A 15,857-nucleotide genomic window follows, 5' to 3' on the forward strand; every position below is an offset into this window, starting at 1 on the left:
GACCATTCGTCACTCCCCGCAACTCGCCCCCGCCCCCGCCGGGCCCCTCTTCACCGGCCCGCCCCGTCCCCGTGGGCCCCGACTCACCCCCGGTTCACCCAGCGGGGTAGGCACGCGAGCGACCCGCCCGTCCCGATCCGGAGGCCTCCGATGCCGACCGAGCCCAGCGCCCCGCGACCCGACCAGCCGACCCCCCGACCCGGCGACCCGTCGGCCGCACAGCCGGCCAACGGGCCCGCCCGCCGCGACCTGCTCCGCACCGGCCTCGCCACCGGCGCCGCCACCGCCCTCGGCCTCGCCGCCGCCACCGGCCCGGCGCACGCCACCCCCGCCGACGGCCCGGGCGCCACTTCCGGCGGCTCGCCGGGCGGCACTCCCGCCGACCGCACCCTCACCCTCACCGGCCACCTGCCCACCGGCTCCCCCGACTTCGTCCACCTCCCGGTCGAAGTCCCCGAGGGCATCCGCGAGATCGTCGTCTCCTACGGCTACGACAAGCCCCAGGTCCCGGCCGGCACCCCCGGCAACTCCTGCGACATCGGCATCTTCGACGAGCGCGGCACCGACCTCGGCGGCCCCGGCTTCCGCGGCTGGTCCGGCGGCTTCCGCACCGAGTTCAGCCTCTCCCGCGGCGCCGCGACCCCTGGCTACCTCCCCGGGCCGGTCAACCCCGGCACCTGGCACGTGGTCCTCGGCCCCTACCAGATCGCCCCGCAGGGCCTGGACTACCACGTCGAGGTCACCCTCAGGTCCGGTGCGCCCGGGCCGCGGTTCACCCCGCACTACCCGGCGGAGCGGGCCCGCGGCCGCGGCCGCGCCTGGTACCGGGGCGACTGCCACCTGCACACCGTCCACTCCGACGGGCGGCGCAAGCCCGAGGAGGTGGCCGCCGGAGCCCGGGCGGCCGGCCTCGACTTCATCGTCTCGACCGACCACAACACCAGTTCCTCGCACGCCGCCTGGGGCCCGCTGGCCGGCCCCGACCTGCTGATCCTCCCCGGCGAGGAGATCACCACCCGCAACGGCCACTGGCTGGCCCTCGGCCTGAAGCCCGGCCAGTTCGTCGACTGGCGCTACCGCTCGCGCGACGAGGAGTTCCCGCGCTTCGCCCGCCAGGTCCACCGCGCCGGCGGCCTGGTGGTGCCGGCGCACCCGTACTGCCCGTACGTCGCCTGCCAGTGGAAGTTCGGCTACGACCAGGCCGACGCCGTCGAGGTGTGGAACGGCCCCTGGACGTACGACGACGAGTCGGCGGTGGACACCTGGGACGGCCGGCTCGCCGTCGCCCTGCGCGAGGGCCGCTCCTGGCTGCCCGCCCTGGGCAACAGCGACGCCCACAGCGAGCCGCAGCCGATCGGCTCCCCGCACACCGTGGTGCTGGCCGAGGACCTCACCCGGGACGCGATCCTGGACGGGCTGCGCGCCGGGCGCAGCTGGCTGGCCGAATCCTCCGCCGTCGGACTGGAGTTCACCGTCACCGGGAACGGCCGCCAGGCGGGCATCGGCGAGGAGCTGACCGTCCCGGCCGACGCCCCGCTGGACGTCAGGGTCACCGTCTCCGGCGTGCCCGGCGGGACGGTCCGGCTGCTCACCGACGAGGGCCAGATGCACCAGGAGTCGCTGCCCGCCGGCGGCTCGGGCACCGTGGTCTGGCGCACCACCGCCTCGCTCGCCGCCTACGTCCGGGCCGAGGTGCGCCACCCGAAGGCGGACGGCACCCCGGGCAGAGGCAACGCGATGGGCCCCGACCTGCCCTGGGGGCTGATGGCGGCGCTCACCAACCCGATCGTGCTGAGCACCGGGGGCCGCTGACAACCCCCTTCCGGCCGGCCGACCCGCCCGGAACCCGGGCGGGGGAGGACTCGGACCACCCGTTTGGACTAGGTTGAACCCCGAAACGCATCAGTCGTAGGGACGAGGCGGTCGGTTGTCCGATCCGGGCCGACCAGCCCGTTCGCACGCCGACCGCCCCGCCCCGGCTACCCGTCCGACCCCGGCCCCGCGAAGGGATCAGCAGCTGTGAACCGTACGACCGTAGGTGGGCCGGAGCTCGGGGGCGGCCTGGGCGCCGGGGGCGTCCTCGTCCTCGTCGACCCGGCCGGGGCCGGGAACAGCCCGGTCGCGGAGCTGCTCGCCCGGGAGCTGAACCCGAGCGTCCACCTGCGGACGGACGACTTCCTGCGGGTCATCCGCAGCGGCCAGCTCCCGCCCCACCTGCCCGAGGCCGGCCGCCAGAACGCCACCGCGATGGCCGCCGCCGCCCAGGCCGCCTTCGCCTACGCCACCCGCGGCTACCAGGTCGTGGTGGAGTCCCCCACCGTCCCGGCCGCCCTCGACACCTTCCGCCGCGAGAGCCGCACCACCGGTGCCGCCCTCCACTACGTGGTGCTCCACCCAGGCCCGGCCGCCGAGGACGCCCCCCACACCCTCGACACCACCGACCTGGACGCCGAGGCCACCGCCGTCTCCGTCCTCGCCGTCCTCACCCGCCGCACCCACCTGCTCGGCTGGTAGGCACCGCCCCGGCGGCCGGCCGCTCTCCGGCGCGGGCCGCCTCCGGGTCGTCCTCCGGGTCGTCGGCACGGTCACGCGCCCACCGTGCCGTCGATCGCCTCCCGCAGGAAGTCCGCGTGCCCGTTGTGCCGGGCGTACTCGTGGATCAGGTGGAGCATCACCAGCCGCAGCGACACCTCGGCGTCCCACCGGGCCTGGTAGCCGGTGACGTCGAGGGAGTCCGCGGCGAGCTCGATCCGGCGGGAGTGCCCGACCTCGGCCCGTCAGGCGTCGAAGGCCTCGGCCCGGGTGGCGCCGGCCGGGTCGTACGCGGCCTGGTAGTCGCCGTCCTCGGACCAGACCAGCGGCAGGTCCTCGCCGTCGATCACCCGGCGGAACCAGGTGCGCTCGACCTCCGCCATGTGCCGGACCAGCCCGAGCAGACTGAGCGTCGAGGGCGGGCTCGCCCGCAGGCGCAGCTGCTCGTCGGTCAGGCCCTCGCACTTCAGGGCGAGGGTCGCCCGGTGGAAGTCCAGGAAGCCGCGCAGCATCTCGCGCTCACCGCCGGTCAGCGGCGGGGCGGGGCGGTCGTCGGGGACGTTCACGGTGTCGTTCTCCTCGTACCGGTCGGGAATCCCCGCGGACTGTAGCGGACCACCGGGCCGGTCCGGCGGGTATTTTTCCGGCCCGCCCCGGGCGTCGCAGCGTTCCCCGCCGTCCCGCGGACATCCCCTTATCACGTACCGTGTTCGGACCACCACAGGTTTGGGTACGTACCTCGGCGCGCCCGACCGCCGGGCGCCCACCGAGCAGGAGACCCAGCGGCCCATGGATCACAACCGCATCCCCCCGACCGTGCGCCAGACCTACGGCGCCGACGACCTCAGCACCGCCCCGTCGTTCGCCGGAGGCTTCATCAACTTCGGCTACTGGCAAGGGATCGACCTCACCGCCCCGACCCCCGAGGACCGGGTGCACAGCCAGGAGCAGCTCTACCGGCGGGCGTTGCGGGAGTTCCCCGAACCGCGCCAACGACTGCGACTGGCCGAGGTCGGCTGCGGCCGCGGCCTGGGAGCCGCCCTCGCCCTGCGGGAGTTCCGGTTCGCGGCGGTGACGGGCGTGGACATCCACCCCGACCAGATCGAACGAGCCCGCGCCGTCAACGCGAGAGCCCTGGCGACGTACCCCGATCGGTTGGCCTACACCCTGGGCTCGGCGGACGAACTCCCCTTCTCCGACGGCTACCTGGACGGCGTCTTCTCCGTCGAAGCGGCCCAGCACTTCCGCGAACTCACCGGCTTCGCCCGCGAGAGCGCCCGCGTCCTGCGCTCCGGCGGCCGCCTCGTCGTCACCACCTTCTTCACCGCCCCCGGCCCCGACGCCGAGGAACGCCTCAAGATCCTCCTCGCCAGCTTCGCCGACGGCCTCGACATCGCCCACCCCCTCGACGACTTCACCGCCGACCTCACCCGCCACGGCTTCACCGACATCACCACCGAGGCCATCGGCGCCGACGTCTGGCCAGGCCTCGACCGCTACCTCACCGACACCGTCCCCACCGCCCACTGGACCCGCCACTTCCTCCCCGCCTGGCGCGACGCCCTCCTCGACTACCACGTCCTCACCGCCATCCGCATCTGACACCAGGCCCGAGCCCGGGGTGCGATCGCCCCGCACCGCGTCCCTGGGCCCACCGGAGCGTCCACGCAGCGAGAGCCCCGCCGGACCTGTTCGGCGTCTCATGGCCGTCGCAACACCCCAGCTCAAGGGGTGCGATGGACTTCGAGATCTGTGGAGACCGGATGCCGTAGGGCGGTAGGAAGCTCCATGTCGAGCGGGCGGAATACTTCCGGCTCGCGGATCAGGGCTACAGGACCATAGAGGCGTCCCAGCTGGTGGGCCTCCACGAGTGGACCGGACGCGAATGACGCAACGGCCGGACCGATCCGAACAGGTTCCGGGCGCCCGCTCGACCGAGCGGGCGCCCACCGCCGTGTCCGGTTACTCCCGTTGCCTGAGCGAGGACGAGCGGACCCGGATCGCCGACCGGCTGCACGAACCCATCGACGCGCTGCTCGGCACGCCGTTGGACCTGAAGACCTACGGCTACCCGGGCGCGGTGCTGTTCAACGCCCACGCCGGAGCCCTGTGGGCGCGGTTCACGATCTACCTGCGTCGTGAGATCGCCGCCCGGCTCGGACTCACGCAGAAGGCGGCCCGCGCGGTGCTGCGCGTCTCCTTCGCCAAGGTCGCCGAGTACCAGAAACGCGGCCTGGTCCACTTCCACGCCGTCATCCGCCTCGACAGCCCGGACGGAAGCACCCAGCCCCCGCCCCCATCCGCCACCGTGACCATGCTCACCGACGCCATCCGGGCCGCCGCCGCCCGCGTCTCGGTCAGCGTCGTCTCGGACGCGGTCGGAGAACGCGAACTCGCCTGGGGCGAACAGCTCGACGTGCGCGAGATCGCCGCCTTCGGCACCGACACCGAGCTGACCGATCACGCGGTCGCCGCCTACGTGGCCAAGTACGCCACCAAGTCCGCCGACTCATCCGGCGCTCTCGACCGCGCCCTGTTCTGCCGCCCCTGCCAGGGACGCGGCATGACCCTGACCGGCCACGGAACCCCGCTCCAGTGCACCACCTGCGGCGGCACCGGACAGGCCCGGCCACTTCCCCGCCTCGCCGTCGAACGCCACGTGCGGCAGATGATCCGCACCTGCTGGGAACTGGGCAAGCGCCCGGAGTTCGAAGCGCTCAAGCTCTGGAAGTGGGCGCACATGCTCGGCTTCCGAGGCCACTTCTCCACCAAGTCCCGCTGCTACTCCGTCACCCTCAGCGCGCTGCGCGCCGCCCGCCGCGCCTGGCGCACCGAACAGGCCCGTGCACACGCCGGCCTGCCCGACCTCGACCCGAGCACGATCCTCGTCATTGGCCACTGGGCCTACCACGGCTCGGGCTACAGCCCCGGCGCGGAACTCCTCGCCGCCGCCGTCTGGCACCGCCGAGAACTGGCACGGCGGTTCACCGCAGAGGGCGGCTGCTGATGACCACGCGCCTCGGGCCAGGTACGGGCGGGGAGCTGCTGACGGTCCCCCAGGTCATGGCCTGCCTCCAGCTCGGGCGCTCCGCCGTCTACGACCTGCTCCGCACGCGGCAGCTCGCCTCCATCACCCTCGGCCGCGCCCGCCGCATCCCCGCCCACGCCCTCACCGACTTCATCCGCACCCGACTCGAACAGGAAGCCGCCTGATGACCGCACCCCGCGACACCCCCACCTCCCGCCGCAGCCGCGCCAATGGCGATGGAACCGTTTACCAGCGCAAGGACGGCCGCTGGGAAGCCGCCGGATACGTCCTCGCCCCCGGCAACACCCGCAAGCGCATCCGCGTCTACGGCACCACCCGTAAGGAAGCCCTCGCCAAGCTCACCGAGAAGACCGCCTCCAGTAACCGCGGCGTCCCCGTCGTTACCTCCCAGGGCAGCCTGGCCGCCTATCTGACGTACTGGCTGGAGAACGTCGCCGTCCACCAGCTCCGCGAAACCACCCACACCCGCTACACCGCCTGCGTCAACCAGTACCTCACCCCCGGCCTCGGCAAGAAGAAGCTCGCCAAACTCACCGCCAAGGACATCCGCACCTGGCTCAACGAGCTCCGCACCGTATGCCAGTGCTGCGCACGTGGCATCGACGCGCGGCGCAAGCCCGACGCCCCGGCCGGCCGCCAGCCGCGCTGCTGCGCTATCGGCAAGTGCTGCCGTAAGCACCTCTCGCCGCTGACGCTGGCCTACATCCACTCCGTGCTCAAGTCGGCTCTGGAGCATGCCGTCCGTGAGGAGGAGATCCCGCGCAACGTCGCCCGCAACGTCCGCACCGGGACGCCCCGGCCGCGCCGCTTCAACCCGCTCACTGCCGACGAGGCCCGCACCTTCCTCACCGCCGCGCGGGGCCACCGGTTGCACGCCCTCTTCGAACTCGCCCTCCGCACGGGACTTCGCAAGGGAGAACTCCTCGGCCTGCGCTGGGAAGACCTCGACCTCGACGCCGGCGCCGCCACCATCCGCCGCACCCTCCAGCGCACACGTACCGGCGGCCTCACCACCTTGCCGACCAAGACGATCAGCTCGGAGCGCCGAATCGCGCTGCCCTCGTTGTGCCTGCGTTCTCTTCGTGCCCATCGCGAGCAGCAGGCCCAGGATCGGGTGAAGGCCGGTAGCGGGTGGACGGACAGCGGTCACGTCTTCACCCGGCCCGACGGGCACCCGATCGAACCCGCTACCCTCACCCGCCACTTCAAGGTGTTACTCGGCCATTCTCGCCTCCGGGCGATCCGTTTCCACGATCTTAGGCACTCGACCGCGACTCTCCTCCTGGAACAAGGCGTCGAACTCGTCGTAATCAAGGAACTCCTCGGCCACGCCCACATCGGCGTCACCGCCACCGTCTATGCCCACGTCCGCCTTCGCCTGCAACGGCAAGCCATCGACCTCCTCGGCTGTGCCCTTCGCGAGCCCGCCGACGCTGCCGGCCAACCCAAGGACGGCGACGACCCGCCGCTTGGTGCAGCACCCGTCCGCTGACGTTGCCGTCAACTACTGCCGTCAAGGCACGACGAAGCCCTCCCCGCGAGCCTGTGTGGGAGGGCTTCGTCGTGCCTTGAGATGGTTTCTTAACAGGGAGCATTGAGAGCAATCTCGGAATGCGGGAATAGCGCCCACTAAACCAAAATTCCAGACCGAATGATTCCATCGAGATCGACCCTAGTCGATAATTCCAATGGCCTCAGGAAGTCCAATGATCGCACTCCTGCGGTCAACACCCTCTTCCTGTTCCGCACTCTCCAGAATCAAGGAGCAAACCTACTGTCGATCTTCTTCAGTCAGCCCTGGAAGAAGACGGCTGGCGGTTCGAGGATCCCCATCGCGACATCGGGATCGATTCCCTCATCGTCGGCCAAGTCGATCGACACGGCAATGCTGAAGAACGCCTGCGCCAGGACCTTGTTCACGCTCATCATGGCACCACTCTCACTCGAATGATCAAGAGATTTCCAAGAATCTTCCGCGCCCTCATGGCCGCGGCAACAGTTGGAGCTCCCACCGGCCTGCGCAGCCGCTCCACTCAAGCGCCAGGGGTTGGCTAGCAGGCTTGCCCGCACGACTTGCTGAACGTTGTGACGGCTATCTTACGGCCAATCAGTACGCCGTTCACTTCACCGAGTCCGTCAAACCTGATCTGCCGCGTCTGGCCAGAGGGGTAAATATAGTCGAGCGCCAGCCCTGCACGTGAGAAAGCAGTGATCCTGCGCAACCGGTCAAAACTGACACACTCGCCGTGATCGACCCCCTAGACCCCGCCCCCATCCATCCAGACCGCCAATCCATCGATAATCTCAACGAGACCCGTGGATACCGATGATGGCTCCGACGAACCACCGGCCCCAGCAGACGTCCACCGATGTTGCGGCCACTGCTGGATGCCACACCAACGCAGCGACGTTCACACCTGGACCCTGGCGCCAGACTTGGTTTACTCAGTAAGCTACAAGAATGACTCAACGGTTTGCCGACATCCTGCAGGGCCTCATGGACAACCGCGGATTGTCTCCTCGAAGTATTAGCCGAGCATCGGCGCGAGCCGAATCTACCATTTTGCAGTTGCTCCATGGAAGCATTCCACCATCGCCGGAAATAATGAAAGACATCGCGCCGGCATTGCAAATCTCCGAGGTCGATCTGCTCGTAATTGCCAACCTTTCCACGAGGCAACCCTCAAGCCCTGCCAAACCCTACCGTAATTCGATGGAAATCGGCGAGCTTGTTTCGATCGCAAGCTCACTGGAAGACGAGAAGATTCGGCAATTGATCGATTTCGCCCGAAACCTAAAGTCGGAAGATTAAACCCGAGCCAAGCGTCTGCCCCGCCTGCCAGGCAGGCAGGGCAGACGAGCGGGAACTCACTTAAATTTAAATGGATCCCAGGCTGCTCCACTCGCGTCGAATCCATTCCTGTTCAGAGCGCCTCGCGCCACCAATTCCATCCCCTCCCCGTCCGGCCTATAATGGCCAGAGAAGTTGCCAAATTTTACGATGGATCCGTCCAGTACATTAAATGTGCCGGCCATGGATACAGGCATGCCGCCAGATAGGCTCGTATGCCCCGCCCAAACCTCGGCATCGTAGATGCTTTCGTGAAACGCCCTCACTGAACCACCCGGCATCACTACGTAGGTGTACTCGCCTTCCCGGAGATTTCCTCCCCTCGTCACCAAATCGCCCTCCCGGAGGGGAGCCTGCGGCGTAGTGTCGGCGCCAGGGCGCCCCGTGGGATACATCCTGGTCTGCTCTGCGCTCAGATCGCAGTTGTGGACGAGGATGGGCGAGGAACCCGCCAGCACATAGTACGTGTGGAGCTGGTCGATGGTGAGGTTGTAGGTGACCTCGTCGGCCTGGTGGTAGTTGCGGACGGCTGTGAGAGTGATGGTGCTGCCGTCGGGCTGGCGGAGCTGGTCGCCGGGGGTGAGCTGGGAGGCGTCGGTCCAGCGGTCGGTGCTGACGTCCCAGAAGGGGTGGTGCCAGGTGGTGGTGAGGGTCTGGGCCGGGGCGAAGGGGACAGCCGGCGGGGCGCGGTCTCCCGGCTTGGCCTCGATGGTGAGGTCGGTGAACTCCTGGTCGTCGGGGGTGGTGATGGTGGCGACGATGGGCTGGGGAATCGTTTCGCCAGTGGTGGGCGCGGTGGCCGTGACCAGGTCACCGACAGCCAGCCGGTCGATGGCCTTGGTCGTTCCGTCAGCGAGCAGGACCTGGGTCCCGGCGGGGAAACTGTTACACGCCCCCGCGCCCAGACGGGCAGCCAGTGCGCCGAAGGCGGCTCCGTTGGCTGCCGCGGTCGCCTCTTCCGTCAACAGCGCCTTGGTCGAATGGTCTGCATTGCCGTCCAGAATGTTGTTCAGTCCGGCTCCGAGCGCCGCTACTGCCCCGCCGCATACCGCACCGGCCGCGACCGCGCTGGCGCCACCGGTGGCGAGACCGCCGACGGCCCCGCCCCCATAGCAGACCACGCCCGCAATGGTGGTGACGGTCGCGACGACGATCTCACGGACCACCGGATGGTCGGTGGTGAAGTTCTGGGCGCGCTTGGCTCCGTTGCTGGCGTGGCAGCCGATCCCTGAAAGGGACGTCCACGATCCGCACTTCTTGGTTCCTCGGCCGTTGCCTCCTCCTCCTCCTCCTCCTCCGCCGCCGCCGCCGCCGCTGCCGCCACCACCGCCACCGTTGCTGCCGCCATTACCCGCGCTGCCCGCACCATTGCTCACGGTGGTGGGAGGGAAGGCCCCCGGATCGGTACCTCGGGTCTGTTCGGCACACTCCAGGGTGGCGCAGAAGGAGGCCGAGCTCTTGGTGGTCTGTTCGGCACACTCCTGACTGGTACACCAGCTGCCATAGAGGCCGCTGGGATCGCTCATGTTGATGGGGTCGTTGTTGCTGTAGGCGTATCCGTTCCACTGCTGGGGATCGGAGTCGCCGAGCAGTGGGTCGGGGTTGAGGAAGCGTCCGGTGAGTGGCTGGTACTCGCGGGCACCCAGGTTGGTGAGCCCGGTGGACGGGTCCAGGGTGCCGCCGACGAAGCCCTTGTCGCCGGCCCAGGTGGAGGGGTCGGGCTGGGTGCCGCGCGGGTTGCCGAACGGATCGGTGGGACGACGGGACACCGTCTGGGCCGCGCCGGTGTCGATCTGAACGCCGTTGGTGCCGTGCGGGTCGGCGCACTGGTAGACGATCCTGCCGCCGCCGGTCGCCGCGGTGACCCGGGTGATGGTGATGCCGCCGGGCGCGCTGTAGTAGCGCACGTCGGACATCGACCGGGACGGGGACTTGGTGTCCAGGGTGAGTTCGTCGGCACCGAGGTTGAGCGTGGTGCTGCCGGGGTTGCGCCGGATCAGCTGGTTTCCGTCGGCGTCGTAGAGGTACGAAGTACCTTCGGCCTCACCTGTTTTGGTGACCGAGGCGAGCTTGTCCTCGCCGTCCCACGTCAGGGTGGTGGTGCCGGTGGTGTCGGTGACGGCCGTGGTGTTGCCGAGCGCGTCGTACTGGTAGGTGGCCTTCTTCGTCCCGGCGGACGAAGTGGTGGTGCTGGTCAGCAGCGCGTGCGGACCGCCGGTGCCGCCACCCGTGTTCGGCGCGTTGGTCCTGGTATTGAAGGAGCCGGGAGCGCCGAAGGTCTGGACAGTGGTGACGTCCTTGGTCGTGTCGCCGGCAGGGTCGTGCTGGGTCAGGCCGGTGCGGTTGCCCGTGGCGTCGTAGGTGTAGCTCTGCCAGTAGGGAGCAGGACCACCGACCGATGGCTTGGCCGGGTTTCCGCTGACGGCCGGGCCGTTGGCGTTGTTGCACCCGCCGATGCCGGGGACCGAGGTGGGGGCGCCACTGCCGGTGGTACTGCCGCTGGTGTCCGACCAGCTGCCGCTGGGTCGGGTGACGGTGCCTCCGGTGTCCGTCCAGGCGTTGGTCAGGCGCCCGAGGTGGTCGAAGGTGAAGCACTGGGTGTCGGTGCCTGTGGCGTTCTGCAGGTCACTGACGGAGGTGATCCGGCCGGAGGGCGTGTAGGTGTAGGAGGTCCGGTCCAGTGTGGTTGTGCCGAGCTGTCGGTCCAGGTAGGAGTTGATGAGGCGGCCGGTCGCGGCGTCGTACTGCTGGGTGGAGACCACCTGGGTGCCGATGTCACCGACGGTGGTGACGATCGGTCGCCCCTCCTCGTCGTACTGGACGTCGGTGACCAGGGTGCTGTTGCCGCCGGAGGTGATCATCAGACCGGTGTTGAGGTAGAGGTACGCGACGCTCTCCGCGGGCAGACCTCCCATGGCCGGCAGTTCGGTGCGCTTGAGAGAACCAAGGATGGGCGAGTATTTGTTGCTTGTGGTGTATGTGCCCGCGAGCTCGAGCTCGTTCGACGGGATGGTCGTCGTGGTGCCGAGCGGGTGATAGGCGGTGTCGTAGCCGGTGACAGCCTGGGTATAGGCCTTGCCGCCGTCGGCGCCCCCCACATAGCGGGTCGAGGAGACGGGCTTGCCCTTGGCCCCGGGCAGCGTGTCGTAGGTCCAGCCCGCGAGCTGGTTGGCGCGGCTGACCGACCCGGCGTACATGCCGGTCTTGCGTCCGAGAACATCGTAGGAGTAGGCGAGGACGTTGCCCCTGCCATCCGTGGTGGACGCGACGTTGGAGGCGGCGTCGTAGGTGGTCAGTGACGTGCCGGTGTCAGGGTCGGTCGAGCTGACCTTGCGGCCGCGCAGGTCGTAGACGTAGGACCAGGAGTTGCCCGAGGAGTCGGTGCGCTTCGCGACCTCGCCGCTGGGCGTGTACGCGTACGAGGTGACGTCCGCGTCGGCTGCCACCCCGGTCGGCGTGGGCGTCCGGTACTGCCACAACTGGGTCGTCTTGCCCCGGGCGCTGGTGAACACGCTGGTAGGGAACGCGCCCTCGGGCGGGGTGGTGTCGGTGCGGTCGACGCCGGGGTAAGCGGTCGTGGTCGCCCACTGCTGATGTCCGTACGAGACGAGAGCGCTGGTGGTGGCACGTCCCAGGCCGTCGTACGTCACCCAGGTCTGGGCGGGCACCTGGGAGTCCTGCGACACGAACACCGTGCCGTTCGGCTGGCTCTTGGGGTCGTAGTGCGCCGCAGAGGACTTGATCGGCCAACCGTGCGAGTCGTACGCCGTGTCGGTGATCAGCCGGCCGTCGTCGCCCAGGGCAGTGCTCCGCTGGGTCTGCCGGATCCGGCCCAAGCCGTCGTACAGCTCGGTCTGGACGTTGTAACTCTTGTCCTCACGAATGGACTTCGAGGTGACGGTGGACGGCGCAGTGATGCCGTTGACCGCGTACTCGAAGACGTAGTTGGCAGCCTCATTGGTGGGCCGCTCGGGCTGCCACACCGCGACGATCCGGCCGAGGGCGTCGTACTTCCGGGTGAGGGCGCGCCCGTTCTCGTCGGTGGCGACCAAGGGCTGGCCGCGTCCCGGATCGACGGTCTGGTTGGTGGCCCAGGTGGCGCCCATCGGCCCGGTGACGGTGGTCTTGACGGGTAGGGAGCCGGTCGCCGGGGTGTAGGCGGTCGTGGTGACGGCCCCGTCCGGCCCGGTCACGGAGACCGGTCGCCCGTAGTCGTCGTAGGTGGTGGCGGTGAGCTGGGTGTAGACCGGCTGGCCGCTGCCGTCGTAGTGGTCGACTGTCCAGGAGGAGGTCTGGTTCCCGGTCGCCAGTGCCTCGCCGAAGGGCTTGCCGTCGAAGTAGCCACGGGACTCGGCGATGGTCGTGGCCGTACCGGCCTTGGTGGTGCACGGGCCGGCCACCGTGAGCGTCCCCGAGGACAGCATCACCATCATGGGGTCGGCACTCTTGGCGTAACTCGTGGTGGTGCAGGTCTCAGGTGCGGCGGAGGTCCCGTCGCCCTGGTCGTCGACCTGGAGCGGGCGGTTGCCGTGGTCGGGGTCGGCGTCCGACGTGCGGACCCTGCTGGTGGTGCGCCAGGTGCCGTCCGCCAGGCGCCCCCAGCTCTTCTCCGTGACCTTGGTGGCGCCGAAGCGGGCGACGATGTCCGGCAAGTTTCCGGACTGACTGCGGGTGGCGGTGACGACGTCGCCACTGGTGAAGGTGGAGTTCGCCGAGACGACGGAACCGCCGGCCCGGTCGTAGGTCTGACTGCCCAGCACCGTTCCGGCGAGCCACTGGTCATCGGTGTGGGTCACGGTGGCCGCGCCCGGGTACGGGGTGAAGGAGACGGAGGCGTTCCTGGTTCCGCTGCCGGTCGCGTCCCCGTTCATCCCGCGCAGGTAGGTACTGACGGCCTGGGTCCGGGGTGCCTCGGTCGCATTGCCGCTACCGGTCGTGGTGGTGACGGTCTGGTAGCCGCGGAACTCGTCCCAGGTGCGGGTCTTGGGGTCGACGAGCTCGCTGTCGTTGCGGTGCCAGGCCGCTCCGCCGCCGTAGGCGTAGTGCGTGGACTTGATGAGGTCGGTGCCGGTGATGGAGTCCTGCTCGGTGACGTCCGTCACCAGGACCTTGTTGAACCAGTCGCTGACCGGGTCCGGCGAGTCCGACCCGGGCAGGTGCCACTTCACCGGCATGCAGGCCATCTGGTTGTCGTCCGCGGAGGCCGGCATGTGGCCACTCGTACGACTGCACTCGGACTCGGCGTAGACGACGTTGATCTGGCCACCGGTCTCGGTGGTGATCTGCTGGATCCGAGGGCGCTTGAACATCGGGGCGGCCACCGCCAGGCCGTCGACCCGGTTGGAGATCTGACGAGGCGTGAAGGTGACCGCCGGCAGGGCGATCGGCTGCTGACCGTTGCTTCCGGTTCGGGTGATGGAGGACAACCACAAGGACGGCTTGGTCTCGTCCCCCGGAGCGGGGAAGGCGTACTTCAGGTCCCAGGTGTCGACCGTCGTGTACGTGGACCCGGTGAGCACCTGGGTGGCGATCTTCGACAGGCGTAGCGGAGACCAGTAGGTGGGCGAGTAGTTGGTGCAGGCGCCGCTGGAGGCGCAGGCCTGGTCGAGCGGAGTGTCGGGCCAGTTCAACTGGTTGGCGACGACACGCTCGGCCGGGGTGCAGGTCACCTTGCCCGAGGCACTGCATCGTTCCTCGGTGCTGAACACGATCTTGGCGGCCGGCTTGGCGCTGCCGTTGGCCGCGAGTTGGTCGGGCAGACGCTGGCCGTAGCCGATCTCGGTGACCTGGTCGGCCCGCACGTAGGGGGTCAGCGTGCCCGAGGCGCTGTTCTGGCCCCCGCCCCGGCTGTAGTAGTTGACGTCCTGCTTGTAGGCGAAGGTGGTGAGGTTCTGGTGCGGGTCGACGATGTAGTCGAGGTTCCAGCGCCATCCCTCCTGACACCACGAGGACGTGCCCTTGGCCGCGTCATAGCAGTCGTCCCCGCTGTTCGGGGAGTAGACGGGCTGGTAGTCGACGGAGTTCGCTGCCGGATCGCTGTGGTTGCCGCCGGGCAGGTGGTTGAGCCCGAAGTAGTACTGCGTGCCGTCGGTGATGGTGACGCGCCAGTACTCTCCGTTGCGGGCCTCGTTGGCGGCACCGGTGAGTCGCTCGATCCGGGTGCCGTCGTCGTGCTGCAGGCGGTAGGTACCGGTCTTGTCGGGCACCAGGGCGCCCGAGTGGCCGCCGAGGTTGAGTGAGGCGATCTGCCCTGCCCAGCACTGGTCCCCGGAGTTGGCGATGCCGGCGTTGGCACAGCCCTTGTAGCTGCGCTCGATGTAGCCGGGTCGGTAGTCCCAGCCCTCACCCATCCAGGACGACTGCGCGTTGGTCGAGGAAGTCTTCCCGTCGACGGACGAGGAGTCGTAGAAGAGGCCCACCTCGGCCGACGCGCCGCCGATCGAGGCCGGTGTCTCGATCGGGTAGGAGTAGGTGAAGTTGCCCATGTTCGAGCCCGCCCCCCACGACGCCGACGGCGTCATCGGGGAGGCCGAGTAGCTCCCCAGCGGGCCGCCGGCCGTCGGGGCAGCCGTCAGCACCACCGGGGAGCCGGCCGGCGACGAGCCCGCGGAGAGCGCAGCCGGAGCGCCGGACACGGCGCTCGGTAGCCTCACCTCCGCGCTCAGCACTCCGGTGGCGGCGTCCACCGTCGACGGAACCGGGGTCTGTTGCCGGCACTGGGGCAGGTCGGGCGTACTCAGCACAGTAGAGGGGGTTGACTGCGTCACTGGCGCCCTGCTGCCTCGCGGACACCAGCACGCCGAACACGGCGGGGCCGGTACCGGCCCCGAGGAACTGGGCCCCCTGGAGGATCCCGAGGCCGGCACCGACCTGCTCGGGGGGCAGCTCGCTCGCCGCGGCGCCGATGATGCTGGTCATCACGAGAATGAAGCCGATGCTCAGCCCGAGGATCCCGACGCCCGCGAAGACCACCGAGGAGCCGCCGGTGAAGGCCGAGAGGAACAGCGAGAACAGACCGATGAGGCCGAGCCCGGAGAGCACCAGGACCCGCGTGTCGACGCGGCCGGCGAGGCGTCCGATCCACGGCGAGAGCAGCGCGGTCACGACGCCGGCCGGGATCATGACCAAGGCGCCCTGGCCCGGGGTGAGTTCGTTGACCTCCACCAGCAGCAGCGGGACGAACACCAGACCGCCGAGGTTGACGACCATGGCCAGGAACGCGACGAGGATGTCAGTCCGGTAGACGCGATGGGTGAACAGCGCCGGCGGAACGAACGGCTGGTCGACCCGGACGGTGCGCACCCCGAAGACCACGAGCGCCGCGATCGCGACCACGAGGCTGCCCCAGGACAGGGGGTCGGTGAAGCCGGAGACCTGCGCCCGGGTCATGCCGAACAGGACGAGACCGGCTCCGAGGCCGAGGAG

10 protein-coding genes and 1 pseudogene are annotated in these 15,857 nt (G+C 69.4%); 7 read left to right on the top strand and 4 right to left on the bottom strand.

The annotated features are described in order from the left end of the window. The first annotated feature begins 150 nt into the window (after positions 1-150). Complete coding sequence (locus ACZ7C5_RS06410) at positions 151-1,812, top strand: CehA/McbA family metallohydrolase (protein ID WP_470322126.1); 1,662 nt, start codon at positions 151-153, stop codon at positions 1,810-1,812. A 207-nt stretch (positions 1,813-2,019) separates the two neighbouring features. Next, the gene (locus ACZ7C5_RS06415) at positions 2,020-2,514 is read left to right on the top strand and encodes an ATP-binding protein (protein ID WP_470322127.1); all 495 of its coding nucleotides are present in this window, start codon (positions 2,020-2,022) and stop codon (positions 2,512-2,514) included. A gap of 71 nt (positions 2,515-2,585) precedes the next feature. Here the strand turns inward: ACZ7C5_RS06415 and ACZ7C5_RS06420 are convergent. Further along, positions 2,586-3,044, bottom strand: a pseudogene (locus ACZ7C5_RS06420) (DinB family protein). 277 nt (positions 3,045-3,321) lie between these two features. Here ACZ7C5_RS06420 and ACZ7C5_RS06425 point away from each other — a divergent pair. The 4 genes from ACZ7C5_RS06425 to ACZ7C5_RS06440 all read left to right on the top strand — a co-directional run bounded on the left by ACZ7C5_RS06425 (position 3,322) and on the right by ACZ7C5_RS06440 (position 7,073). Beyond that, positions 3,322-4,134, top strand: a complete 813-nt coding sequence (locus tag ACZ7C5_RS06425; RefSeq protein ID WP_470322128.1) for a class I SAM-dependent methyltransferase — start codon at positions 3,322-3,324, stop codon at positions 4,132-4,134. A 283-nt stretch (positions 4,135-4,417) separates the two neighbouring features. Continuing rightward, a complete protein-coding gene (locus ACZ7C5_RS06430; protein WP_470322129.1) occupies positions 4,418-5,539 on the top strand; it encodes a replication initiator in 1,122 nt (373 codons plus the stop codon). Further along, positions 5,539-5,745 (top strand): helix-turn-helix domain-containing protein, encoded by a 207-nt coding sequence (locus ACZ7C5_RS06435; RefSeq protein ID WP_470322130.1) that lies wholly within the window; start codon positions 5,539-5,541, stop codon positions 5,743-5,745. Before ACZ7C5_RS06430 ends, ACZ7C5_RS06435 begins: the two co-directional genes overlap by 1 nt. Continuing rightward, positions 5,745-7,073 carry a tyrosine-type recombinase/integrase gene (locus ACZ7C5_RS06440; protein WP_470322131.1) on the top strand — a complete coding sequence of 443 codons (1,329 nt, stop codon included), beginning with the start codon at positions 5,745-5,747 and terminating at the stop codon, positions 7,071-7,073. The genes ACZ7C5_RS06435 and ACZ7C5_RS06440 overlap by 1 nt, the downstream gene beginning before the upstream one ends. A 299-nt stretch (positions 7,074-7,372) precedes the next feature. On the opposite strand, the gene ACZ7C5_RS06445 is transcribed toward ACZ7C5_RS06440, so the two are convergent. After that, positions 7,373-7,510, bottom strand: a complete 138-nt coding sequence (locus tag ACZ7C5_RS06445) for a hypothetical protein (protein WP_401091781.1) — start codon at positions 7,508-7,510, stop codon at positions 7,373-7,375. Between the two features lie 532 nt (positions 7,511-8,042). Between ACZ7C5_RS06445 and ACZ7C5_RS06450 the strand changes: the two genes are divergently transcribed. Next, a complete protein-coding gene (locus ACZ7C5_RS06450; protein WP_401091783.1) occupies positions 8,043-8,393 on the top strand; it encodes an XRE family transcriptional regulator in 351 nt (116 codons plus the stop codon). A gap of 56 nt (positions 8,394-8,449) precedes the next feature. Here the strand turns inward: ACZ7C5_RS06450 and ACZ7C5_RS06455 are convergent, their stop codons facing one another. Continuing rightward, entirely contained in the window at positions 8,450-14,890 is a 6,441-nt protein-coding gene (locus ACZ7C5_RS06455; protein WP_470322315.1) for an RHS repeat-associated core domain-containing protein, read from the bottom strand. Further along, positions 14,775-15,821 (bottom strand): MFS transporter, encoded by a 1,047-nt coding sequence (locus ACZ7C5_RS06460; protein ID WP_470322132.1) that lies wholly within the window; start codon positions 15,819-15,821, stop codon positions 14,775-14,777. Before ACZ7C5_RS06460 ends, ACZ7C5_RS06455 begins: the two co-directional genes overlap by 116 nt. Positions 15,822-15,857 lie beyond the last annotated feature (36 nt).

The organism is Kitasatospora sp. NPDC036993 (assembly GCF_055607525.1).